Origin of the sequence: Actinoplanes awajinensis subsp. mycoplanecinus, from assembly GCF_001509495.1 — a bacterium.
Classification (GTDB): domain Bacteria; phylum Actinomycetota; class Actinomycetes; order Mycobacteriales; family Micromonosporaceae; genus Actinoplanes; species Actinoplanes palleronii.
The window spans coordinates 44,927-67,700 of sequence record NZ_LLZH01000134.1 but is presented as its reverse complement, the minus strand read 5'-3'; the positions used below and the strand labels follow the sequence as shown (position 1 = coordinate 67,700).

Sequence of the window (22,774 nt, the reverse complement as noted above, 5' to 3'; positions counted from 1 at the left end):
GGCGCCGGTCCGGCCCCTTGGCGATGCGCCGTCACGAGGCGCTGAGTGCCTCGGTCGGGGTGAGCCGGGCCGCCCGCATCGCCGGGTAGACGCCGGCCACCACCCCGACCAGCAGCGCCCCGCTCAGACCGGCGGCCGCGGCCCAGACCGGTACCACCGGCGGCCAGCCCTGCCAGCTCGCGTACCCGAGGGTGGCGGCCACCCCGAGCACCGTCCCGGCTCCGCCACCCAGCGCGGACAGGATGATCGACTCGGTCAGGAACTGCAGCCGGATCTGCCCCCGCGGGGCGCCCAGCGCCCGGCGCAGCCCGATCTCGCGGCGCCGTTCGAGCACCGAGATCACCATCGTGTTGGCCACTCCGACGCCGCCGACCAGCAGCGACACCCCGGCCAGGCCGAGCAGCAGTGCGCTGAAGGCGCTGTCCGCGGTCCGTTTCGCGGCCAGCGCGTCGGACGGCCGGCTCACCCGGACCAGCCCCGGCAGTTGCGGGCTGACCGTGGCCGGCAGCACCGCCCGGACCTGTTCCAGGGCGGCTTCCCGGCAGCGCACGTAGATCACCGTCGGGTGGCCGTCGAACCCGAGCAGCGTGCCGGCCGCGTCCCAGCCGACGAGCACCGACTGGTCCAGGTCCGGGGCGAGCGGCACCGACGCCAGGACACCGGTCACGCTGAACCAGCGGTTGCCGATGCTGAGCTGCGGCGCGGGCCCGTCGGCCGGCAACCGGTCGTAGCCGAGCCGGGCGGCCGCCTCGGCGCCCAGCACCACGGTCGGGAACCGCGAACCGGCCGCGGTGAGGAAGCTGCCCGAGCGCATCCGCCCGTTCACCGCGGCCAGCAGGTCGGTACGACTGGCCAGCACGGTCAGGCCGGACCCGTCGTACGGATCGATCAGGTCCGAGCGGCGCACCACCGAGTGCACGTTGGCGACTGCGCTGACCTGGGTGACCGGCCCGATCCGGGCGGCCATCGCCACCGACTCGAGAGGCAGCGGCACGGTCTTGTCCCCGGTGCTCTGCGGCTGCACCCGCAGCAGGTTGCTGCCGAGCGCGGCGAGCCGATCGGCGACCGCCTGCCGCCCGGACGCCGGGATCCCGGCCACCACGACCATGGTGGCGATACCGATCGCGATGCCCAGCGCGGAGAGCACAGCCCGCAGCTTCCGGGTCCGCAACCCGACCACGCCGAGCCGCCACAGGTCACCGGGGTGCATGTGCGCCATCAACGTCCTCCACGATCCGGCCGTCCCGGATGGTGATCCGGCGGGGCAGGCGGGCTGCCACGTCACGGTCGTGGGTGATCACCGCGATCGTGGCCCCTTCCGCGTTCAGCCTGGTCAGCAGGCCCAGCACGGCCTCTCCCGTCGCCGAGTCCAGCGCACCCGTCGGTTCGTCGGCCAGCACCAGCGCGGGGGCGCCGGCCACCGCACGGGCGATCGCGACCCGCTGTTTCTCGCCGCCGGAGAGTTGGTGCGGCCGGTGTTCGCGGCGGTGGCTCAGCCCGACCCGGTCCAGCGCCTCCTCGGCCAGCGCCCGGCGGCGACGGACCGGCACCCCGGCGTGCAGCAGCCCGGTGGCCACGTTCTCGGCCGCGCTCAGCCCGTCGATCAAATGGAACTGCTGGAAGACGAAACCGATCCGGCGTCCGCGCAACTCGGCGAGCCGGCGGTCGGAGAGCGTGGTGACGTCCCGCCCCTCGACCTCCACCGTGCCGCTGGTGGGCAGGTCGAGGGTGCCCATCACGTGCAGCAGGGTGGACTTCCCGGAACCGGACGGCCCGACGATCGCGGCCAGTTCACCCGGCGCCAGGCTCAGCGAGACCCGGTCCAGCGCGATCACCCCACCCGGATAGACCCGGCTGACATCCCGGATCAACAGCACCGGAACCGGGGAGACCGATGCGGGCGAGACCGATGTCGACGGCGGCGAGACCGAGGACGTCACGACGTGGTCACCACCGGCAGGCCGTCGGTGATGCCCGGGCCACTGACCTGCACCATCCCGCCGGCGAAGGCCCCGGTCGTGGCGGCGACCAGCGAACCGTCGGTCCGCTGCACGGCGTATCCGCCCTCGGCGAGCGCGACCAGGGCACCGACCGGCACGGCCAGCACCCCCTTGCGGCTGAGCGTGGTGATCCGCACCTGTACCGGCGCCGCGTCGTACGCGGAAAGGGGTTTGTCCGGGGTGACCGTGACGGACAGCTTCGCCGACTCATCGCCCTCGGTGACGGCCCGGCCGACCGCGGTGATCTTCGCGGGTGACGAGGCGCCGTCCGGGGCGATCACGGTCACCGCCATTCCGGAGTGGACCGTCGCGGCGTCGGCCGGGCTCATCGGCACCGAGACCACCGCCGCGGTCGAGGTGATCGACAGCAGCGGCCCGGCGACCGGATCACCGGCCTGCGCGGTGACGTCGCTGACCCGGCCCGGTCCGGCGAGCACCACGACCTCACCCGGAGTGAGACTCGGCCCGGGGAGGTCACTCAGGGTCGCCCGCTGCGCGCCGCTCGGCACGTGGTCACGGTCCCGTTCCCAGCGCTCGATCGCATCGAGCAGGGAATCGTCCGAGACGTCGCGGTCCGTCGACCGCGAGGAGTAGCCGAGGGCGGCCAGGTTGCGGCGGATCTCCAGGACGTCCCTGCCGTGCAGGCCGATTTTGTCCACCGTACGAAAGAGCGGAGTGGCCCCGTAAAAAACGGTCACCGGCTTGTCGTCGACACGGTAGAGCGCCGTCCCGCGCCGGACCTTCGTGCCGACCGCGGGCAGCCTGGTGAGCACCCCGTCGCCGGTGCCCTTGACCACGCGGGCCGGTCCGAAGCCGAGTGTGCCGCTGACGGTGCGTTCGTCGGTGAGATCCATTGTTCGTACCTCAGTGGTGTTGATCTTGGGATCGGGACGCGGCGCGTCAGGCGCCGGACGGTGATGCTGGAACGCGAACGTCGCGCCCGCGCCGAACAGGACCACGGCGCCGACGACAACCGCCCACCTAAGAGGAGGCATGGCCGAACGCCTCACGCAGGCAGTCGTCCTCGATCTCACTCTGGTTGTCCGGGATCGGGACGTCCGACGAGTCGTAGGTCCACTCGCCCGGACTGGTCACGTGCACCTTGAGACCGTGCGCGCGCAGACATTTGACGTTGTCGTTCCACTGCGCGGCGAAGTTCGGGTTGAGGTCGGCGTCCAGCTCCGGCGGCTGCAGCGGCAGCTTGATCTGGCAGGCGGTGTACGCCGACTTCGGCTCCCCACTCTGGTCGAGCCGCCGCCCCGGGCCGGCCGGACCGGGCTGATCCACCGGGTTGGCCTTTACGCCGTGCGCCACCAGGCAGTCGTCATAAATGGTCCAGAGCCGGTCGCTCTCCTCGTCGCTGGTGTCCAGTCGCAGCTGCGGACGCTGCGGCGCAGTGTCCGTTTTTGACACCACCGGAGCGGTGCTGGCCAGGGTCGCGACGTCCGGGGCGGAGGGTGCCGGGGAGCTGCAGGCGCCCAGGAACAGCACCGCGCTGAGATAGAAGAGCTTAGGCATGCCGAGGACACTGGCCAGAGCTTGTCAGGATCCTGTTGTGATCCGGTAGTGCTCCCGTTCCAAGGTCGAAAGCACGCCTAGACTCCCCGCCGTGTGCGCATATGTGCTGGTCGCCGAGGACGACCCGAAGCAGGCCGAGCTCGTCCAGCGGTATCTGGAGCACGAGGGCCACGCCGTGATCGTGGTCGGCGACGGCCGGGCGGCGCTGGAGCAGATCCGGCAGAACCCGCCCGATCTGCTGGTGCTGGACGTGATGATGCCCCGGGTGGACGGCCTCGACGTGTGCCGGATCCTGCGCCGTGACTCCGCGCTGCCGGTGCTGATGCTCACCGCGCGGACCACCGAGGACGACCTGCTGCTCGGGCTGGACCTGGGCGCGGACGACTACCTGACCAAGCCGTACAGCCCGCGGGAGCTGGCCGCCCGGGTGCGCACGCTGCTGCGCCGGACCCGGCCCGCGCCGCACGCCCCGGACCCGGTGCTGCGGGTCGGCAACCTGCACGTCGACCCGGTACGCCACGAGGTGCGCGCCGACGGCCAGCCGGTGACCTGCACACCTGGCGAGTTCCACCTGCTGCGGACGATGGCCGCCGAGCCCGGCCGGGTGTTCAGCCGGGAGATGCTGCTGCGGCACCTGCACGGCTTCGACTCGTACGTCACCACCCGCACCGTCGACGTGCACGTGATGAACCTGCGCCGCAAGATCGAGCCGGATCCCCGTCACCCGAGCCGGCTGCTGACCGTCTACGGCGTGGGATACAAGATCGCCGATGGTTAGAACCAGCCTGCTGGTCCGGCTGCTCGCCCTCTCCGCCGTGGTCTCGCTGCTCTCCATCGGCGCCACCGCGTGGCTCGCGGTCCGCACCACCACCCGGGCCATCCAGCAGGAACGCGGCCAGGCGCTGACCGACGAGGCGAAGGTCTACGACGCGCTGCTCGGCTACGCGGCCGGCCACCCGGACTGGTCCGGTGTCGGCCCGCTGGTCACGAAGCTGGCCGCGGAGACCGGGCACCGGATCGCGCTGACCGGCCGGGCCCGCGAGCCGATCGCCGACTCCGCAGGCGCACTGACCGGACCCGGGGCGGCCGGCGCACTCCCCGACCAGGCCCTCGCCACCATCGACCCCCTCGCCGTCGCCGCCGACGATCCGATCGACCCGCGCGCCCTCGGCCCGTTCCGGCTGACCGCGGCCGAGACGACCCGGCTGCACGTGATCGCCACCCGGGTGCAGAGCTGCCTGCGCGACCCACCGATCGCCCCGGCGCCGGCCCCGGACGGCCAGGACCGAGTCATGATCCACAACGTCGAGATCGTCGACGAGCCGAACGGCCGGCCCCGGATCGAGGCGCCCGGCACGGATCTCAGCGCCGACACCATCACCTGCGCCGAGGGGCGCGCCGACCTGGCCGCGCCGACCGCGACCGAACGCAAGGCACTCACCCGCCTCGGCAAGCTGGTCAACGCGTGCCTGGCCCGGCAGGACATCCCGGCCGTCACCATCGGCCTGGCGAATACCTGGACCTGGGCCGACCCGGAGTCGGCGCGTACCGGCGAGCGCCGGAACCAGCCGGTCGCCGACTGCCTGACCGCCGGGCGCCGCGAGCAGCTGGCGAGTTATGTCGCCCCGGCCGCGCTGGTCTTCGTGACCACTCCCGGCACCGCCGCGACCAGCACGCTCGACCTGTCCCCGGCCAACCAGCGCCGGATCTTCACGGTCACCGGGCTGGTGCTGCTCGCCGCGATCGGGGTGACCACGCTGGTCGGGGTGCGACTGATCCGCCCGCTGCGTGCGCTGACCGCGGCGGCCGGCCGGATGCGCGACGGCGACGCGCGCGCCTCGGTCAAGGTCACCGGACGCGACGAGATCGGCCGGCTGGCGGCGGCCTTCAACGACATGACCGAGCGCCGCCGGCACGTCGAGCAGTTGCGGAAGACGATGGTCGGCGACATCGCGCACGAGATGCGTACGCCGGTGACGAACATCCGCGGCTGGCTGGAGGCCGCCGCGGACGGGGTGGTGCCGCTCGACCGCGAGCTGATGGTCTCGCTGCTCGAGGAGGCACTGCTGCTCCAGCACGTGATCGACGACCTGCAGGACCTCTCCGCGGCGGACGCCGGCGAGCTGCGCCTGCACCCGCAGCTGGTGGAGATCGCCGAGCTGCTGCCGGCGATCACCGAGGCGTTCGCGTCGGCCGCGGACCGGGCCGGCGTCACCCTCACGGTCGCCGCGCCGCCGACGTTGATCACCGCGGATCCGATCCGGTTGCGGCAGGCGGTCGGCAACCTGATCACCAACGCGATCCGGCACACCCCGGCCGGCGGCCACGTCAACATCCTTTCCGGTACGGCGGACGGCCTGCTCCGCATCGACGTACGCGACACCGGCCCCGGGCTGCCCCTCGATCAGCAGGCGCTGGTCTTCGAGCGGTTCTGGCGGGCCGAGAAGTCCCGCAGCCGGCAGACCGGTGGCAGCGGCCTGGGCCTCTCCATCGTCCGCAAACTCGCCGAGGCGCATGGTGGTTCCGCGTCGGTGAGCAGCACCCCCGGCGAGGGCGCCACGTTCACCGTCCACCTGCCGCTCGATCAGCGGGACTGATACGCCTCCCGGCTCGCCTCGATGTGCGGGACGTGCTCGATGGCCCAGCCCGCGAGGGCCAGCGCCGGCGTGATCAGGCTCTTGCCGACCGGGGTCAGCGCGTACTCCACCCGCGGCGGGACCTGGGCGTACACCGTGCGGTCGACGAGCCCGTCGCGTTCCAGGTTGCGCAGGGTCAGGGTGAGCATCCGCTGCGAGATGCCCGGGACCTGCTGGACCAGGTCGGTGAAGCGCAGCGTGCCCTGATCGAGGGTGGCCACGATCAGGAGTGTCCACTTGTTGCAGATCTGATCGAGGATCGCTCGCAGCGTGCGCCCGCCGTCGCCACGGATCATGCAGACGTGCTCGTACTCCGACATGACAGCTCCCTGTGCCTGAGGCACACGGATGTGCCTTTTGTAAGCCCCTCGATAGTGACTCATGATGTGGTCACTTACGACCGGTAACTCTCCTGGTCGTCGACGTTCGAGGGGGCGCACATGGAGATCGCGTACTGGATCCTGGCCGGATTGCTCGCGCTGTTCTACGTCTACAGCGGCGGCATCAAGGTGGTGCAGAGCCAGGACCGGCTGCGGCCGATGATGGCCTGGGTCGACCAGGTCCCGATGCCGCTGGTCCGGGCGATCGGCGTTCTGGAGGTGCTCGGCGCCGTCGGCCTGATCCTCCCGCCGCTGACCGGCGTCGTGCCGGCTCTCGCCCTCGCCGCCGCGATCGGCCTGGTCCTGATCCAGGTCGGCGGCATCGTCACGCACGTCTCCCGGGGCGAGACCAAGGTGATCGGACTGAACATCGGCCTGCTCCTGGCCGCCGCGATCACCGCCTGGCTCTGGTCCTTCTGAAAAACCCAAAAAATCTTTTGGTACGACGGCAACCTCATCAGCCGCACGAGCATGTACCCGAGTGTGATCGTCGATTCGACCCGCCTGGCCGACGGGTGCGACGACGATCCGGCGCCGGCACACCGGTTCCGGCCGGCGCCAGCCATCACTCACTTGCACGTTCCGATGAGGAGTTTTCCCATGCGCGTCCGTAACTCTCTCGTTTTCGGTGTGCTCGCCGGTGCCGCCGTCTTCGCGCTCTCGGCCTGCGACAACCAGGACCCGATCGCCGCGGGCACCACCAACACCACCCCCTCCACGGTCGCCACCAGCACCACCGGGGTTTCGAAGACTGCGGCCCCGACGAAGACGACGAAGACCAAGCCCGCTGATTCCCCGGCGGCCGACAAAGACAGCTGCCCGGTCACGGCGTCCACCCTGCAGAAGGCGTCCGGCCTGGACAAGGGCTGGAAGATCAACTCCGGCACGATCAAGTGCGACCAGAACTGGGCGACGGCCGGCCTGACCGCACCGACGCCGGAGCAGCAGGGCGACGGCGTGATGGTCTTCCAGCACCGCGACGGCAAGTGGGCGAAGAAGGGTGAGGGCAGCTCCCTCCTCTGCAGCGAGTGGGGCATGCCCGCGAGCAGCGACCTCTGCACCAACGCCTGATCATGACGACCGCGGTGACCACTGGACACCCTCCGCTAGAGTCCCCGCGGTCCGCCCGACACGGGATGTCAGCGCAGGGGGTAGAGGTAGCAGTCGGCGTGAACGATGCGGTGGAGGCCGACTTCTGCGAGTTCGTCAGGTCACGGACACAGGCGCTGCTGCGCACCGGTTTCCTGCTGACCGGTGACCGGCACCTGGCCGAGGATCTGGTGCAGGACGCGCTGTCGCGCACCCATCGGGCGCTGCGCCGGCTCGCGGACGACGGACATTTCGAGGCGTACACCCGGACGGCGATGTACCACCTGCACATCAGCATGTGGCGTCGCCGCCGGGTGGCCGAGTCGCTGCCCGGCGAGCTGAACGACGCCGCGCACCCGGACGGCGACCACAGCGACCGGGTCGATCTGCAGGTCGCCCTGCACCAGGCGCTGGCCCAGCTGACCCGCAAGCAGCGGGCCGTTCTGGTGCTGCGCTATTTCGAGGACTGTTCCGAGGCCGAAGCCGCGACGCTGCTGTCATGCTCGATCGGCACGATCAAGAGTCAGACCAGCAAGGCGCTGGCCCGTCTGCGCGTCATCGCCCCTGACCTGATCAGCTCCGCGGCGAAGGAGGAGGCAGCCTGATGGGCGACGACCTGAGCCGCCTGCGCGCGACCATGTCCGACCTGGCCGAGCACGGTGGCAGCACCGACCTCTACCAGCGCACCCTGACCGGTTCCCGCCGCCTCGGCCGCCGTCGGGCGATCATGACGACCTCCGCGGCGGCCGTCGCGGTGCTGGCGATCGCGGTGCCGATCGCGCTCGCCCAGCAGCAGGGTTCCGCCCCGCTGCCGACCGCCACGCTCCCACCGGCCCCGGCCGCCTCGCCGTCGCCGCCGCTCTCGCCCTCGGTCCCCGCGTCGCGCCCGGCATCACACCCGCCGAGCACACCACCGTCGTCGTCGACCTCGACGTCACACACCCCGTCCCACGCCGCGAACGGCTGCCCGGTCCGCACGTCCACCCTGACCAAGGTGGCCGGCCTGGACAACGGCTGGAAGCTCGACGCCTCCTCGATCAAGTGCAAGCAGAACTGGGCGACGTCCGCCCTGGTCGCACCGACCGTCGAGCAGCAGGGCGACGGCGTGATGTTCTTCAAGTACAGCCCCACCACCGGCAAGTGGACCAACAAGGGCGAAGGCAGCTCCGTCACGTGCAGCGACATGGGCATCCCACCCAGCACCGGCTTCTGCACCACCGACTAACCCCCCATCGTGTGTGAAGTTTCGGCGCGCTCCGCACCCCAACTTCACACGCAAGGCTGTTGCAGGCACTGCGTGGGGACTTTCGGCGCGCTCCGCACCCCAACTCCACACGCACGGTCGTTGCAAGCACTGCGTGGGGACTTTCGGCGCGCTCCGCACCCCAACTTCACACGCAAGGCTGTTGCGGGCACTGCGTGGGGAGTTTTGGTGCGGAGCGCGCCGTAACTTCACACGCTGGGCTGGAGGGGTAGCTCGGGCCAGGCGGCGAGGTCGTTGCGGAGTTGGCGGTCGTGGGTGGCGACCACCACCGCGGCCGGGGTGTGCAGCAGGGCGTCGGTGAGCTCGTCGACCAGGGTGATCGACAGGTGGTTGGTGGGTTCGTCGAGGAGCAGGATGTGCGGTTCGGCGGCCAGCAGCGCCGCCAGGTCCAGCCGTCGCCGCCGGCCGGTCGACAACTCGCCGACCGGACGACCGAGATCGGCCGCGGACAACAACCCGAACGCGAGATTGCCGGGAGCGCGGTCCATCCGACGCGCCGCCGGGTCCGCTGACTCTTGCGCAAGCAGACCTATGCGTACGAAATCGGCCACCCTGACCACCCCGGACCCCGGCGTGAGCCGGCCCGCGAGCACGGCGAGCAGCGTCGACTTCCCCGCGCCGTTCGCACCGGTGACCACCAGCCGCGAGCCGGACTCCAGCATCAGTGACACCGGCCCGGGCAGCCGCTCGCCGACCCGGATCCGATCCGCGGCCAGCAGCGTGACCCCGGGCCGGGCCGGCAGCTCGGGCATGGTGAACCGCTCCGGTGGCACCGGCGCGGTCACCGCGTGGTCCCGCAGCTCGTCCTGCCGGCGGTGCACCGACCGGACCAGCCCCGGCGCCCGGGTCGCGCGCTTGTGCCGGCCGGTCCCCTTGTCCGGCCGCCACCCGGTGACCAGCCGGTCCTGGGCCCCGGTCAGCGCACCGGCGAGCCGTGTCGCCTCGAGCACCTGCTGCTCGTGGAGTTGTTCCCAGCGGGCCAGTGCCGCCGCCCGGGCAGCCCGGTATCCGGCGAAGCCGCCGCCGTGGACCGCGGGCCGGCCGTCGACGGTCGGGTCGAGGTCCAGAATCGTGGTGGCCACGTCGCCGAGCAGCGCCCGGTCGTGGCTGACCAGCACCACGCCGCCCGGGTGGGAGCGCAGGTTCGCGGTGAGGAAGTCGAGTCCGGCCGCGTCGAGGTGGTTCGTCGGCTCGTCCAGCAGCAGGAAGTCGTGGGCCGCACCGAGCAGGCAGGCCAGCCGGACGCGGTAGCGCTGCCCGACCGAGAGGGTGGCCAGCCGGCGGTCCCGGTCGGTGACCGCGCTGAGGCCGGTCAGGGCGAGGTCGACGCGACGGTCGGCGTCCCAGGCGTCGAGCAGTTCGGCCGCGTCGAGGGCCCGCGCGTAGGTCTCGGCGGCGCCGGGCCGGCCGTCGGCGAGGGCTCGGGTGCTCTCGTCGAGGGCGAACAACGCGGCGCGGGCCGAGGCGAGTGCGACGTCGACGAGGGTGCCGACGGTGTGCTCCGGTTCGTACCAAAGCTCTTGGTCGGCGATGCCGAGAGTGCCGACGACCTGGACCGAACCGGCATCCGGTGGCAACGAGCCGCCGAGGATGCGCAGCAGGGTGGTCTTGCCGCGGCCGTTCTCGCCGATGATCCCCCAGCGGGAACCGGGCGAGACGGTGAGATCCAGATCGGACATCCGGGCGCGATCGGCGCGGATCCCGGTGGCAACGAGCTGGGCGCGGGCGCGCGCGGGCAGGGTGCTGGTGACGGGCATGCCGTTTCTTCCTCTGAGCAGAGGGCGGTGGGTTGACAGCGGCGAGTCACCTGCGGCGCGAGGCGCGGCAGGCCGACTCGGGTCAGCTCAGAGGTAGAACTGGTACGACACGCGGCCGAGAATACCCGGATTACTGGTGCGGTTCGACGCCGAATGCCACGTCGAGGCGGTACTTCGTGCCGTTGTAGCGGGACTCGCTCAGCTCGAGCGGCCGCCCCTCCTGGTCCAGGATCAGGCGTTCCTCGACCAGCAGCGCGGTGCCGACCTCGACGCCGAGCTCCTTGGCGTCCTCCTCGTTCGCCGGCTGCGCGGTGATCGTCGAGGTGCCCCGGGTCGGTATCCGCCCGAGCGTGACGAGTGCCTCGTGCACCGATCCGGACAGGTCGAAGTCGAGCAGCTCGTTGAGCACCCCGGGGTAACAGGCGTGCTCGAAGGCGAACGGGTCGCCGTCGGCCTGCCGGACCCGGTAGATCGCGACCACCTCGCCGGCCCGCTGCCGCAGCCGGGTCGCCTCGATCACGGTGGCCGGCCGCAGCTCGGCGCTGACCACCCTCGATGTCGGGACCTTGCCCTGCTTGCGGATCTCCTCGCTGAGCCGGATCAGGTTGTCGGCACGGCGCGGACCGGTGGGTACGGCGACGAACGTGCCACGACCGGGCGCGCGGTAGGCCAGCCCGTCGTTCACCAACTGGGTGACCGCGGCGCGCGCGGTCATCCGGCTGACCCCGAACTCGCGTGCCAGCTCCGGTTCGGAGGGCAGCGGGTCGTGGGGCCGGGCCTGCGCGATCCGCGCTCGGAGCTCCTGCTCGATACGGAAGTAGAGCGGGGCGAAGTCTGGTCCGGCGGACATGGGGGACACCATACCGATACCGACAACCTGTCTAGACAGGTGGCTGTCTAGACAGGTACGTTCCCGTTCCATGGACTTCACGGTGTCGCAGATCGCCCGCATGATCGACCACTCCATCCTGCAGCCGCAGTTCACCCTCGAGGATGTCCGCGCGGGTTGTGCCGTCGCGGCGAAATACCAGGTCGCCTCGGTGTGCGTCCGACCGTCCGATGTGCCCCTCGCCGTGGAGCTGCTGCGCGGCACCGAGGTGAAGGTCGGCACCGTGATCGGCTTCCCGCACGGTGACACCAGCACCGAGGTCAAGGTCGCCGAGACCGAGCAGGCCGTCGAGCGCGGCGCGGCCGAGATCGACATGGTGATCAATATCGGCTGGCTGCGCTCGGGTGACATCGCCGCGGTGGAGACCGAGATCAAGGAGATCGTGCGGGTGGCCGGCGAGGCACACGTCAAGGTGATCCTGGAGACGGCGTACCTCACCGACGAGGAGAAGCTGGCGGCGTGCTGGGCGGCCGAGCGGGCCGGCGCGGCGTTCGTGAAGACCTCGACCGGGTTCGCCCCGAAGGGGGCGACGATCGACGACCTGGCCCTGATGCGCTCCGCCGTCTCGGCGAAGGTGCAGGTCAAGGCGTCCGGCGGGATCCGCAGCCTGGACACCCTGCTGGCGATGGCCGCGGTCGGGGTGACCCGCTTCGGCTCGTCGGCCACCGCCGAGATCCTCGACGACCTGGCGCGGCGGCAGGTGACCTCGTACGCCCGCCGTGCCTGAATCGCGGCGGCGCAAGGTCGCCAAGACACTGACCCGACGGCGGGAAATGCGCCGCGGGCGGGAGTGCCGGCTGGAAGGCGCGCCACGAGCGCCGGAATCCGGTCGCAGCCCGGTGACTCCGGGCCCCACAAGGGCACGGACGAACCGGGAACCCCTCCCACGATCGTGAATGTTCCTTACCTTTATGATCTTGGCGCGTGATCCATAAAAGTCTGTCCATAGTGGTGGCGACTGGATTGATCAGCGCTGCCACCCTGCTCGGCGCCGCCGCCCCGGCCTTCGCCGACGAGACCGAGCCCTCCGAACCACCCCGTGTCGAGTTGGTCCTCGACGTCAGCGGCTCGATGAAAGCCGCCGACATCGCCGGCGAGACCCGGATCGCGGTGGCCAAGCGCGCCTTCAACAAGGTCGTCGACGCGTTGCCGGAGACCACCCAGCTCGGCATCCGCGTCCTCGGCGCGACCTACTCCGGCAACAACAAGAGGGTCGCCTGCAAGGACACCCAGCAGATCACCCCGGTCGGGCCGGTCAACCGGACGCAGGCGAAGAACGCGATCGCCACGCTGAAGCCGACCGGCTACACGCCGATCGGGCTGGCGCTGCGCAAGGCCGCCGACGACCTCGGCGACACCGGCTCGGTACGGCGGATCGTCCTGATCACCGACGGCGAGGACACCTGCACCCCGCCGGACCCGTGCGAGGTCGCCCGGGAACTGGCCGCGCAGGGCACCCACCTGGTGATCGACACGCTCGGCCTGACCCCGGACGAGAAGACCCGCAAGCAGCTGGTCTGCATCTCCACCGCGACCGGCGGCACGTACGCCGCGGCGAAGAGCGAGGAGGAGCTGACCGACCGGGTCCAGCAACTCGTCGACCGGGCCGCGCTCCCGCCGCCGGTGCAGCCGGCCGTGGTCACCGGCACCGCGGACTGCACGAACGCTCCGCTGCTCGCCCCGGGCGTCTACACCGACCGGGAGAAGCTCAGCGAGCACCGCTTCTACCGGGTCGCCGTGCAACCCGACCAGGAACTGCGTGCCTCGGTCAGCATCGGGCTGGACCGGGCGGTCAACCCGGACTACGGCGTACTCCTGAAAGCCTCGACCCCGGACGGCCGTGAGCTGGTCCGCGGGGTTGACGCCGGCGCCGGGCGCACCGACGTGCTGTCGGCCGGCCTGCGCTGGTCCGCCGACGAGCAGAAGGCGGACGCCAAGGCCTCGGCCGAAGCCGCCGACGACGATGCGGCCGCCGACGCGGTCGACGACACCTCGACCGACGTCTGCCTGATCGTCAGCAACTCGTTCGCCGCCGTGGCGGCCACCGCCGCGACCGCACCCGGCATGCCGGTCGAGCTGAGCATCGACCTGGTCGACGCGTCGCACGCCCCGGACGCTCCCGGCCTCGGCCGTGGCTTCCTGTTCCTGCTGGTCCTGGCGATCGCCGGCCTGCTCGCCGGCATCCTGGCCGGTTGGGTGACCCGTTACTGGGTGGCCACCTGGAGGGAGAACTGATGCGGATCAAGCACCTCGCCGTGACCGGTGCCGCGATCGTCGGCATCATGGCCGTCCCGGCACCGGCGTTCGCCGACGACCCGTCCCCGGCGCCCGCGGTGAACACCGCCGGCACCTCGTTCCTGACCGCGGTGTCGATCACCGCGAACCAGCCGGTGCAGGTCGGCGCGGTCACCGGCGACTACCTGTACTGGCAGTTCAACGCGTCCGCCGGGCAGCGCCCGGAGGCCACCGCGACAGTCAACCTGCCGGACGGCCGGACCGGCGACGAATCGTGGATCATCGAGGTCTTCGACGGACTGCGCCGCCGGCAGGCCTGTGTGGCCGGTGAGCAGAGCCCGGTGGCCACGAAGGACGCCGCGCAGGTCACGCTCGGCTGCCGGCTGCGTCAGGTCCGGTCCTGGGCCGAGCCGCAGGACGGCGACCCGTTGCCGGGCACCTACTACGTGCGGCTGTCCAGCACGCAGACGCCGGAGAAGGATCTGGGCCTGCCGCTCAAGGTCGGCCTGACCCTCGGCACGCCGGACGGTGACCTCGACGCCGACCAGGGCGAACTGGCCGCGCCGCTGGTGCCGAACAACCAGCCGGGCGCCGTGCTCACCGCGCCCGCGCCGAGCGCCTCGGCGGACCCGGACGCGGAGAAGAGCAGCTTCAGCGCGGACTGGCTGCCGGACTTCTCCGGCCGCTGGTTCTGGACCGCCGGTGGCGGCATCATCGCCGCGCTCACCGGGCTGTTCGGCTTCTCGCTGACCCGGCGCCGCCGCCGGGCCTGACGATTGTGGGGAGTTCGGGTGCGCTCCGCGCCCAAACTCCCCACACCAAGCGGAAAACCGACGAGTGTGTGAAGTTCGGGTGCGCTCCGCGCCCGAACTTCACACACTCGCGGATCAGAAGTCGTCGTCGAAGGTGACGCTGCCGCTCACGCCTACCTGGTAGGCCGAGACGCGCCGTTCGAAGAAGTTCGACAGTTCCTGTACGTCCTGCAGCTCCATGAACGCGAACGGGTTCTTGGAGCCGTAGATCGGCGCGATCCCCAGCGCCGCCAGCCGCCGGTCCGCGACGTGCTGCAGGTATTCGCGCATGTCGCCCAGGGACATCCCGCTGACGCCCTGCTCGAGCAGGTCGGCGGCGAACTGCACCTCACACTCGACCGCGTCGGCGAGCATGTCCCGGACCTGCTGCTCCATCTCCGCGTCGAACAGGTCGGGCTCCTCGCCCCGCACCTGGTCGACGACGTCGAAGGCGAACGCCATGTGCATGCTCTCGTCGCGGAACACCCAGTTGGTGCCGGACGCGAGACCCTGCAGGACGCCGCGGGAGCGCAGGAAGTAGACGTACGCGAACGCGCCGTAGAAGAACAGGCCCTCGATGCACGCCGCGAAGCAGATCACGTTGAGCAGGAACGCCCGCCGGTCCGCCTTCGTCTTCAGCTCACGCAGCTCGAAGACCGAGTCGATCCACTTGAAACAGAACTCGGCCTTGCGGGCGATCGACGGGATGTTGTCGACGGCGGAGAACGCGGCCGCCCGCTCGTCGAGGTCGGGCACGTACGTGTCCAGCAGGTTCAGATAGAACTGGACGTGCACGGCCTCCTCGAAGAGCTGCCGGGACAGGTAGAGCCGGCCCTCCGGGGAGTTGATGTGCTGGTAGAGGTTCAGCACCAGGTTGTTCGCCACGATGGTGTCGCCGGTGGCGAAGAACGCGACCAGCCGGGACACCAGGTGCTGCTCGGCCGGGCTGAGCTTGGCCAGGTCGGCCAGGTCGGAGTGGAGGTCGACCTCCTCGACCGTCCAGGTGTTCTTGATGGCGTCCTTGTACCGGTCGAAGAAGTGCGGGTACTTCATCGGCCGGAGGGTCAGGTCCATTCCAGGGTCGAGCAGCATTACTGGCATGCCTCACAGATGTCGGGGTTCTCGAGAGACGCGGCGAGCACACCGTCCGTGTCCCCGAGCAGGTTCAGGCTGAGGGTGGCGACCTGGCCGGCGCCGGACGGGTTCGCCACCAGGGTGGTGGTCTGCGCCGGGACGACGACCGGGCTGACGACCGGGCTCTTGGTGACGGCCGCGGTGGCCGTGGTGGCCTGCTGGATCCGCGTGGCCGGGCGCGAGCGCAGGTAGTACGAGGTCTTCAGCCCCGACTTCCACGCGTAGAGGTACATCGAGGAGAGCTTGCCGATGGTCGGCGCGCTCAGGAACAGGTTCAGCGACTGGGACTGGTCGATGAACGGCGCACGGGCGGCGGCCAGGTCGATCAGGGCCTTCTGCGGGAGCTCCCACGCCGTACGGAAGATCTCCCGGACGTCGGCCGGCAGCTCGGCGATCTCCTGGACCGAACCCTCGGCCCGCTTGATCGCGTCCCGGATCTCCGCGGTCCACAGCCCGCGGGCCTTCAGCTCCCGGACCAGGTACGTGTTGACCTGGAGGAACTCGCCGGACATGGTCTCGCGCTTGAACAGGTTGCTGACCTGCGGCTCGATGCACTCGTAGCAGCCGGCGATCGACGCGATCGTGGCGGTCGGCGCGATCGCGATCAGCAGCGAGTTGCGCAGGCCGTGCGCCGCGATCCGCTCCTTGACCGACGCCCAGCGCGCGGTCTGCACCATCGTGGCGCCCCACAGCTCGGGGTGCAGGTCACCCTTGGCCGCGCGGGTCTCCGGGTACGACGGGTGCGCGCCGAACTGCTCGGCGAGCGTCGCCGACGCCTCCAGCGCGGTCAGGAAGATCTCCTCCTGCACCCGGGTGGACAGCTCCTTGGCCTCGGCCGAGTCGAACGGCAGCCGCAGCGTGAAGAACGCGTCCTGCAGGCCCATCAGGCCGAGGCCGACCGGGCGCCAGCGCGGGTTCGACGCCGCCGCCTGCTCGGACGGGTAGTAGTTGATGTCGATGACCCGGTCCAGGAACGTCACCGCGGTACGCACCGTCGCGCGCAGCTTCTCCCAGTCCACGCCGTCGGCGGTGGTGTGCTCGCCCAGGTTGATCGAGCCGAGGTTGCAGACCGCGGTCTCGGCGTCCGAGTTCACCTCGAGGATCTCGGTGCACAGGTTCGACAGGTGGATGGTGTTGCCCGGCGCGCCGGTCTGGTTCGACAGCGCGTTCGAGCGGTCCTTGAACGTCATCCAGCCGTTGCCGGTCTGCGCGAGGGTGCGCATCATCCGGCCGTACAGGTCGCGGGCCTTGACCGTCTTGACGGCCTTCTTCTCCGCGTTCCGGTACGCCTCGGTGAACTCGTCACCGAAGAGGTCCGGCAGCTCGGGGGCGTCGGACGGGTCGATCAGCGACCAGTCGCCGTCGGCCTCGACCCGGCGCATGAACTCGTCCGGGATCCAGTTGGCCAGGTTCAGGTTGTGGGTACGCCGGGACTCCTCACCGGTGTTGTCCCGCAGCTCCAGGAACTCCTCCACGTCCGGGTGCCACGGCTCCAGGTAGACACAGGCCGCGCCCTTGCGCCGGCCGCCCTGGTTGACCGCGGCCACACCCGCGTCGAGGGTCTTCAGGAACGGCACGATCCCGTTCGACTTGCCGTTCGTGCCGCGGATCAGCGCGCCCCGGCCCCGGACCCGCGACCAGGCGATCCCGATCCCGCCGGAGAACTTCGACAGCTTCGCGACCTGGTGGTACCGCTCGTAGATCGAGTCCAGCTCGTCCTTGGGCGAGTCGACCAGGAAGCACGACGACATCTGGGTGTGCGTGGTGCCCGAGTTGAACAGGGTCGGCGAGCTGGGCAGGTACGCCAGCGACGACATCAGCCGGTAGAAGCCGATCGCCTCGTCGACGGTCTGCGACAGCCCGCAGGCGACCCGGAGCAGCCAGTACTGCGGTGTCTCGATCGGGACCCGCTTGGTCGGGTGCCGCAGCAGGTAGCGGTCGGCCACCGTGCGCAGCCCGAAGTACTCGAAGCGGAGGTCGTTGCCGAGGTCGATCGCATTGTTCAATTTGTCTTTGAATTTCATGACAAATTCGAGAGTGCTCTCGCTGATCAGGCCCTGCTGGTGGCCGAGCGCGATCGACTCGCTGAACGTGGTGACGCCCTGCTCGCCGACCTCCTCGGAGACCAGGTCGATCAGCAGCCGGGCGGCCAGCCGGGAGTACTGCGGCTCCTCGCCGATCAGCTCGGCGGCGGTCTGGATGGAGAGCTTGTCCAGTTCCTCGGTGGTGGCGCCGTCGTACAGGCCACTGATGGTCTTGGTGGCGACCCGCAGCGGGTCGACCTCGTCGAGGCCGGTGATCCAGCGCTCGACCGCCGTAACGATCTTGTTGACGTCGACGGGAGCCAGCTCACCGTTGCGCTTGCGCACCTGCATCACGTGCCGGCGCTGTCCCGGCACGGTGGTCTTCTCCGGCGTGAGCGTCATAGCCCTCTTCCCTCGCGAGTCAACACGGTCTCCGACCGCGCGCAGGAAGACACCATCGACCCCTCCGGGCGCAAACGCGCACAGAGATCCCTTGGCGTCGGCCGTCCCGCGCGGCGTTCGACCACCACACACGTGTGCGTGCGGCGCGCTGGCAGGTCTTCGGACTCGTGGGCGCACTGCTCGTGCCTACCGGCCATCGCTTCCCGGACCTGACGGCCCAGTGCTTGGTTGACGGCTTTCGTTCCCACTCACCGCTGCGGGGCAGTCCCGGTCTCGCACCGGGTTCCCTGTTGCCTCGACACACCCGCGAGGGCATCCCGAACCAGCTGCGATCGACACTATATATGGGTGCCGCACCATGATCGCAACGCCACATGGTGTGTCGGATCAGTCACCCGAGAAGGCAGAAAATGATCTCTAACGGATTACCGGCGGGGTGCTCGCGCACCCCGCCGGCTCATTCACAACAGGTCAGCAGGTGCCGAGATCCTGCCACTGCTCGGTCCAGCCGGGCTCCGAGCCCTGCGTCCAGTACCTGGCCTTCCACAGGTGTTTGCCCTGACCCGACGCCGGGCCGCTGGGGTCGCCGTACCGGCTCTTCTCGTGCTTCACCAGGGCACCGCCGAGATAGACACTGCCGAATGCCCATTCCGGCGCGTTCGAGCAACTGGTGGCCGGCGGCTGTGACGTCGGTGACGATGTGGGCGACGACGTAGGTGACACGGTCGGCGAACTCGTCGGGTTGGTCGGGGTCGAGCAGGTGCCCGACGAGCCCACCGTGTCGAGGAAGCCGGTGCCACCGGTCCGGTATCCGGCCGCCTGCGAGCTGACCTGAGCCGGTGACAGCACCTGGTTCTTCGCGAACAGCGTCCAGTCGATCTGCTGGACGTACGTGCTCTTGCCGCCGGTGTGCGCGGCGAGGTCGATGAACCACAGGTTCCAGTTGATGGTCATCGTCTGCCGCGGGAAGAACTTCCCGCCGTGGTCGCCGACCTGCACGCCGTCGATGAAGTAGACGACGTGACCGTTCGCCACCTGCGCCACCACGTCGTGCCAGCCGTCCAGGCTGGACCGCTGCTCGGAGTGCAGGTTGTCGGCGAACCAGGGGTCATTCCGGTACGTGTACCAGGTCGTCTGGTAGTTGATCGGCCCGGTCTCGCCCCAGCCGCCGTTCGGCAGGTACTCGGAGAAGTCCAGCTCGCTGTAGGTCGGGTCGAGATCACCGTTCAGCGGGCTGATCGTGAAGAACGTCTCGTTGATGTGGTCGCCGTCCGGCCCGCTGGCCGGCGCGTCGGTGAACTTGATCCGGCTGGCGTAGGTGCCCTCCAGGAACCGCTTCTGTGTCGAGTAGAGCTCGGCGTGCCCGGTGCCCGCCGCGGTGCCGTCGGTGTACGCGGTGAGCTGAGCCACCTTGTCACCGTTCGCGGTCGGGAACGTGATGTTCGCGGGCGACCAGTTCGCCCCGGCCACACCGGGACCGCCCTGGTAACTGCGCGGCGTCCAGCCGTTCCCGGTCAGCGACGCGTCCGCGGACGAGCTGTAGTGGAAGTCGTCGAACAGGTAGCCACAGTCGGCGGCGGCCGCGGGGGTGCCGGCGCCGAAAGCGACGATGCCCGAAGCGGCCAGCACGGCCACGGCGAGACCAGCCAATCGACGTTTGTCAATGAACATGGATAGACTCCTCCTGTCGGAGAGGGGATTTTCGGGTCACCTGGCCGACGGAGTACCTTCGGGACCAGGTGGGTGCGTGCGTCAGCGGGCTCTCTTCCTATGCGGTACGCCGGATGCGCCCGGCGTACCGCGCCTCCAGTTCTGCGTTGTGCTCCTTGCCTCCCGGCACGTTGTCGGACAGGTAGACCGGCGGGGTGATCCCCGCCGCGAGCAGGTTCGCGACCACCTCGGTGACGATCTGCTGGGCCAGCAGCGCCGCGGTGATCGAGGAGAGCGCGCCGACCGCGCCACCGCCGGGCAGCGGCAGGGTGGCGTCGCCGTACGGCGCTCCGTTGTCCAGCACCACGTCCGCGATCTCGCCGAGCTTGCGCCCGCTCGGGTGCCGGGTGGCGACACCCGCCGAGTGCTCCGCCGACGTGATCGCCACCAGCGGATGCCCCCGCTCCTTGACGAGCAGCGCCATCTCCACGACCGCGCCGTTGATCCCCGAGTTCGAGGCGATCACGAACGCGTCGTCCGGCTTGATCGGCGCCAGGTCGTAGAGCCGGTGGGCGATCTCGGTGCCGCGCTCGACCATCGGGTCGGCGAGCGCCTCGATCGGGTCACCCCCGTAGAGCACGATGTCGCGCAGCGCGATCCGGTTCGTCGGGACCAGGCCACCGGCCCGGCCGGCGATCTCCATGGCCAGCGCCTCGGAGTGGCCGCAGCCGAAGGCCTGGATCACTCCGCCGTTGCGGACCGTCGTGGTGAGCAGCTCGGCGGCGCGCCGTTTCTCGTCGGCCTGGCCGGTGCCGACCCGGTCGACGGCGGCCCGGACCTGCTCCAGGAAGTCACTGCCGGTGAGGGTCACGGTTGTCCTTTCGTACGCCCACGCTTGCGGGTCGGGATCTTCTCGGGCAGCCGGTGTGCGTCGACGGCGCGGACGGTCAGCTCCAGCGCTTCGGCGGTCCGCTCGTACGTGCGCTGAGCGACCGCCACGTAGATCAGGTCCAGGATCAGCAGCTGGGAGTGCAGCGCGGAGAGCGCGGCCAGCCGGAACGTGGTCTCCTGCACCGAGGTGGTGAACACCACGTCGGCCACCTCAGCGAGCGGCGACCGACCGAAACTGGTCACCGCGACGGTGAGCGCGCCGTGGTCCGCGGCCTCGGCCAGGGTCTCGATCACCTCACGGGTACGCCCGGAGTGCGACAACCCGATCGCCACGTCACCGGGCAGCAGCAGGGCGGCGTTGGTGAGCGCGGTGTGCGAGTCCACCCGGTGCCAGACCGGCACCCGGATCCGCTCCAGCCGGAACGCCATCTCCCGCGCCGACGTGCCGCTGCTGCCCAGCCCGAAGATCTCCACCCGGCCGGCGCCGGCGATCGCGGCCGCGACCCGTTCGACGGCGGCCACGTCCAGGCCGGCCGCGGTGCTCTGAATCGCCCGGGTGTCGGCCGCGGTCACCACCCCGAGCACGTCGATGAGCGGATCGTCGGGCGAGATGTCACCACTGATGTCGGTTTCCCAGCGGGCCTGCTCGGCCCGGCCGGTCTCGGTGGCGATCGCCACGCGCAGGTTCGCGTACCCCTTGAAGCCCAGCGTGCGGCTGAACCGGGTGACCGTCGCCGTCGAGGTCCCGGACCGTTCGGCCAGGTCGACGATGCTGGCGTGCGCCGAGGTCTCCGGGTCGGCGAGAATCGTCTCGGCGATCCTCGCCAGCGCCTCGGGCATGCCCGCGCCCTCGATCCGCAGCCGTCCCAGCAGTCCGCCGCTTTCACCGGTCACTTCGGTCATCCTTTTCATCGAGTGCTGTTGCCGATGAAAATTACGACCGTCTTCACATCTAGTCAACAAGAAATATTCATGCTTCGATCTGTTGGCATGGAGCTGGCTCTGGGCATCGACGCGGGCGGGACGGGCACCCGGGCCGTCGTCGCCGAATCGCCGGACCACGCGGCGGGTCCGTGGCGGATCGTCGGGCGCGGAGCGGCTGGTCCCGGCAATCCGATCTCGGCGGGGCCGGCCGCGCTCCTCGAGATCGCCGCCGCGATCCGGCAGGCTCTGGGTCACCGTTCCCCCGCTTCGGTACGGGCGGCAGCGCTCGGCCTGTCCGGCACCAGCGCCCTCGACGACCCCCGCACCCGTGACCGATTTAGTCAGATGTGGACGGAGCTCGGGCTGACCTGCCCGATGACCGTGGTCGGCGACGTGCTCACCGCGTTCGTGGCCGGCACCCGGTCGCCGTCCGGCGCGGTGCTGATCGCCGGCACCGGCGCGGTCGCCGCCCGGATCGACCAGCTCGCGATCGTCCGGGTCGTCGACGGGCTCGGCTGGCTGCTCGGTGACGAGGGCTCCGGGCGGTGGCTGGGCCTGCGCGCGGTCCGAGCCGCGGCCCGCTCCTTCGACTCACCGTTCGCCACCCGGATCGCCGCGCACGCCGGCGTCACCTCCTGCGACGAGCTGGTGCGCTGGGCGCAGGCCCTGCCGCTGGACGCGATCGCCGCGCTGGCCCCGACGGTCTGCGCCGAGGCCCGGCACGGCGACCCGGACGCCACCGCGATCGTCACCGACGCGGTCCGCCGCCTGCTGCGCACCCTGGACAGCCTCGACTCCCCCGGCCCGGTCGTGCTGGCCGGCAGCCTGCTCACCGCCGACACCCCGATCCGCGACGCCCTGCTCACCACCCTGCGCGCCCGCGGCACCGAGGTCACGCTGGCCGGCGACCCCGCCGAAGCCGCCGCCCACCTGGCCGCCCGCACCCAGCCGGCCCCCAGAGGCGCCTCCCCAGCCCCAACACACCCCTGACAACCAGCCCCGGCCCCGAGCCCGGCTGGCTCCCAGGGGTGCCTCACCACCCCCGACACCCCCCTCACAACCAGCCGCCCACCCGGCGCCAGACCGCGGGCCTGGCACGGCATTCGGCTGGTGCTGACGGTCCCCTCACCACCCGCGAGACAGCCGCCAGCACCAGCCGAGCCCGCACGACCGCCGCCACCGCAACGCCG

Annotated in this window: 22 protein-coding genes and 1 riboswitch; of the genes, 10 read left to right on the top strand and 12 right to left on the bottom strand. The window is 70.6% G+C overall.

Going from position 1 to position 22,774, the window contains the following annotated elements; translation table 11 throughout:
• Positions 1 to 31 precede the first annotated feature (31 nt).
• From ADL15_RS17335 to ADL15_RS17320, 4 genes are read right to left on the bottom strand one after another with little or no spacing between them, the layout of a single operon-like run.
• The gene (locus ADL15_RS17335) at positions 32 to 1,219 is read right to left on the bottom strand and encodes an ABC transporter permease (protein ID WP_067691648.1); all 1,188 of its coding nucleotides are present in this window, start codon (positions 1,217 to 1,219) and stop codon (positions 32 to 34) included.
• Positions 1,197 to 1,877: an ABC transporter ATP-binding protein gene (locus tag ADL15_RS17330; protein ID WP_067691644.1), complete on the bottom strand. Its 681-nt coding sequence runs from the start codon at positions 1,875 to 1,877 to the stop codon at positions 1,197 to 1,199. The genes ADL15_RS17335 and ADL15_RS17330 overlap by 23 nt, the downstream gene beginning before the upstream one ends.
• A gap of 59 nt (positions 1,878 to 1,936) precedes the next feature.
• Positions 1,937 to 2,995, bottom strand: coding sequence for an HlyD family efflux transporter periplasmic adaptor subunit (locus tag ADL15_RS17325; protein WP_067691641.1), 1,059 nt, complete (start codon positions 2,993 to 2,995; stop codon positions 1,937 to 1,939).
• Positions 2,982 to 3,518: a hypothetical protein gene (locus ADL15_RS17320; RefSeq protein ID WP_067691637.1), complete on the bottom strand. Its 537-nt coding sequence runs from the start codon at positions 3,516 to 3,518 to the stop codon at positions 2,982 to 2,984. Before ADL15_RS17320 ends, ADL15_RS17325 begins: the two co-directional genes overlap by 14 nt.
• Before the next feature lie 91 nt (positions 3,519 to 3,609).
• On the opposite strand from ADL15_RS17320, the gene ADL15_RS17315 reads away from it, so the two are divergent.
• A complete protein-coding gene (locus ADL15_RS17315) occupies positions 3,610 to 4,296 on the top strand; it encodes a response regulator transcription factor (protein ID WP_198170835.1) in 687 nt (228 codons plus the stop codon).
• Positions 4,289 to 6,115 carry a sensor histidine kinase gene (locus ADL15_RS17310; protein WP_067691630.1) on the top strand — a complete coding sequence of 609 codons (1,827 nt, stop codon included), beginning with the start codon at positions 4,289 to 4,291 and terminating at the stop codon, positions 6,113 to 6,115. Before ADL15_RS17315 ends, ADL15_RS17310 begins: the two co-directional genes overlap by 8 nt.
• On the opposite strand, the gene ADL15_RS17305 is transcribed toward ADL15_RS17310, so the two are convergent.
• Positions 6,103 to 6,474: a winged helix-turn-helix transcriptional regulator gene (locus ADL15_RS17305; protein ID WP_067691627.1), complete on the bottom strand. Its 372-nt coding sequence runs from the start codon at positions 6,472 to 6,474 to the stop codon at positions 6,103 to 6,105. The genes ADL15_RS17310 and ADL15_RS17305 overlap by 13 nt on opposite strands.
• A 120-nt stretch (positions 6,475 to 6,594) precedes the next feature.
• Between ADL15_RS17305 and ADL15_RS17300 the strand changes: the two genes are divergently transcribed.
• The 4 genes from ADL15_RS17300 (at position 6,595) to ADL15_RS17285 (ending at position 8,848) form a co-directional block, all read left to right on the top strand.
• Entirely contained in the window at positions 6,595 to 6,954 is a 360-nt protein-coding gene (locus ADL15_RS17300; protein ID WP_067691624.1) for a DoxX family protein, read from the top strand.
• Between the two features lie 180 nt (positions 6,955 to 7,134).
• The gene (locus ADL15_RS17295) at positions 7,135 to 7,605 is read left to right on the top strand and encodes a hypothetical protein (protein ID WP_067691621.1); all 471 of its coding nucleotides are present in this window, start codon (positions 7,135 to 7,137) and stop codon (positions 7,603 to 7,605) included.
• Between the two features lie 65 nt (positions 7,606 to 7,670).
• Entirely contained in the window at positions 7,671 to 8,228 is a 558-nt protein-coding gene (locus tag ADL15_RS17290) for a SigE family RNA polymerase sigma factor (protein WP_067691617.1), read from the top strand.
• Positions 8,228 to 8,848, top strand: coding sequence for a hypothetical protein (locus ADL15_RS17285; protein WP_067691610.1), 621 nt, complete (start codon positions 8,228 to 8,230; stop codon positions 8,846 to 8,848). The genes ADL15_RS17290 and ADL15_RS17285 overlap by 1 nt, the downstream gene beginning before the upstream one ends.
• A gap of 227 nt (positions 8,849 to 9,075) precedes the next feature.
• Here the strand turns inward: ADL15_RS17285 and ADL15_RS17280 are convergent, their stop codons facing one another.
• Positions 9,076 to 10,644, bottom strand: coding sequence for an ATP-binding cassette domain-containing protein (locus tag ADL15_RS17280; RefSeq protein ID WP_067691608.1), 1,569 nt, complete (start codon positions 10,642 to 10,644; stop codon positions 9,076 to 9,078).
• 130 nt (positions 10,645 to 10,774) lie between these two features.
• On the bottom strand, positions 10,775 to 11,494 hold the full coding sequence (locus ADL15_RS17275) for a GntR family transcriptional regulator (protein ID WP_067691605.1): 720 nt from the start codon (positions 11,492 to 11,494) through the stop codon (positions 10,775 to 10,777).
• Between the two features lie 70 nt (positions 11,495 to 11,564).
• Between ADL15_RS17275 and deoC the strand changes: the two genes are divergently transcribed.
• The 3 genes from deoC (at position 11,565) to ADL15_RS17260 (ending at position 14,541) form a co-directional block, all read left to right on the top strand.
• The gene (gene deoC, locus ADL15_RS17270; protein WP_067691603.1) at positions 11,565 to 12,260 is read left to right on the top strand and encodes a deoxyribose-phosphate aldolase; all 696 of its coding nucleotides are present in this window, start codon (positions 11,565 to 11,567) and stop codon (positions 12,258 to 12,260) included.
• Positions 12,261 to 12,472: 212 nt separating this feature from the next.
• Positions 12,473 to 13,768, top strand: coding sequence for a VWA domain-containing protein (locus ADL15_RS17265; RefSeq protein ID WP_373873052.1), 1,296 nt, complete (start codon positions 12,473 to 12,475; stop codon positions 13,766 to 13,768).
• Positions 13,768 to 14,541, top strand: a complete 774-nt coding sequence (locus ADL15_RS17260; RefSeq protein ID WP_067691587.1) for a peptidase — start codon at positions 13,768 to 13,770, stop codon at positions 14,539 to 14,541. The genes ADL15_RS17265 and ADL15_RS17260 overlap by 1 nt, the downstream gene beginning before the upstream one ends.
• A 114-nt stretch (positions 14,542 to 14,655) precedes the next feature.
• On the opposite strand, the gene ADL15_RS17255 is transcribed toward ADL15_RS17260, so the two are convergent.
• The 5 genes from ADL15_RS17255 to ADL15_RS17235 all read right to left on the bottom strand — a co-directional run bounded on the left by ADL15_RS17255 (position 14,656) and on the right by ADL15_RS17235 (position 21,563).
• Positions 14,656 to 15,651 carry a ribonucleotide-diphosphate reductase subunit beta gene (locus tag ADL15_RS17255; protein WP_067691584.1) on the bottom strand — a complete coding sequence of 332 codons (996 nt, stop codon included), beginning with the start codon at positions 15,649 to 15,651 and terminating at the stop codon, positions 14,656 to 14,658.
• A complete protein-coding gene (locus tag ADL15_RS17250) occupies positions 15,651 to 18,119 on the bottom strand; it encodes a ribonucleoside-diphosphate reductase subunit alpha (RefSeq protein ID WP_067691581.1) in 2,469 nt (822 codons plus the stop codon). The genes ADL15_RS17255 and ADL15_RS17250 overlap by 1 nt, the downstream gene beginning before the upstream one ends.
• 133 nt (positions 18,120 to 18,252) lie before the next feature.
• A riboswitch (cobalamin riboswitch) is annotated at positions 18,253 to 18,461 on the bottom strand.
• A gap of 129 nt (positions 18,462 to 18,590) precedes the next feature.
• Positions 18,591 to 19,790, bottom strand: coding sequence for a glycoside hydrolase family 16 protein (locus tag ADL15_RS17245; protein WP_067691578.1), 1,200 nt, complete (start codon positions 19,788 to 19,790; stop codon positions 18,591 to 18,593).
• A gap of 97 nt (positions 19,791 to 19,887) precedes the next feature.
• A complete protein-coding gene (locus ADL15_RS17240; RefSeq protein WP_067691575.1) occupies positions 19,888 to 20,640 on the bottom strand; it encodes a sugar isomerase domain-containing protein in 753 nt (250 codons plus the stop codon).
• Positions 20,637 to 21,563 carry a MurR/RpiR family transcriptional regulator gene (locus ADL15_RS17235; protein ID WP_232344178.1) on the bottom strand — a complete coding sequence of 309 codons (927 nt, stop codon included), beginning with the start codon at positions 21,561 to 21,563 and terminating at the stop codon, positions 20,637 to 20,639. Before ADL15_RS17235 ends, ADL15_RS17240 begins: the two co-directional genes overlap by 4 nt.
• Positions 21,564 to 21,632: 69 nt before the next feature.
• Between ADL15_RS17235 and ADL15_RS17230 the strand changes: the two genes are divergently transcribed.
• Complete coding sequence (locus ADL15_RS17230) at positions 21,633 to 22,574, top strand: N-acetylglucosamine kinase (protein WP_269748352.1); 942 nt, start codon at positions 21,633 to 21,635, stop codon at positions 22,572 to 22,574.
• Positions 22,575 to 22,774: the final 200 nt, after the last annotated feature.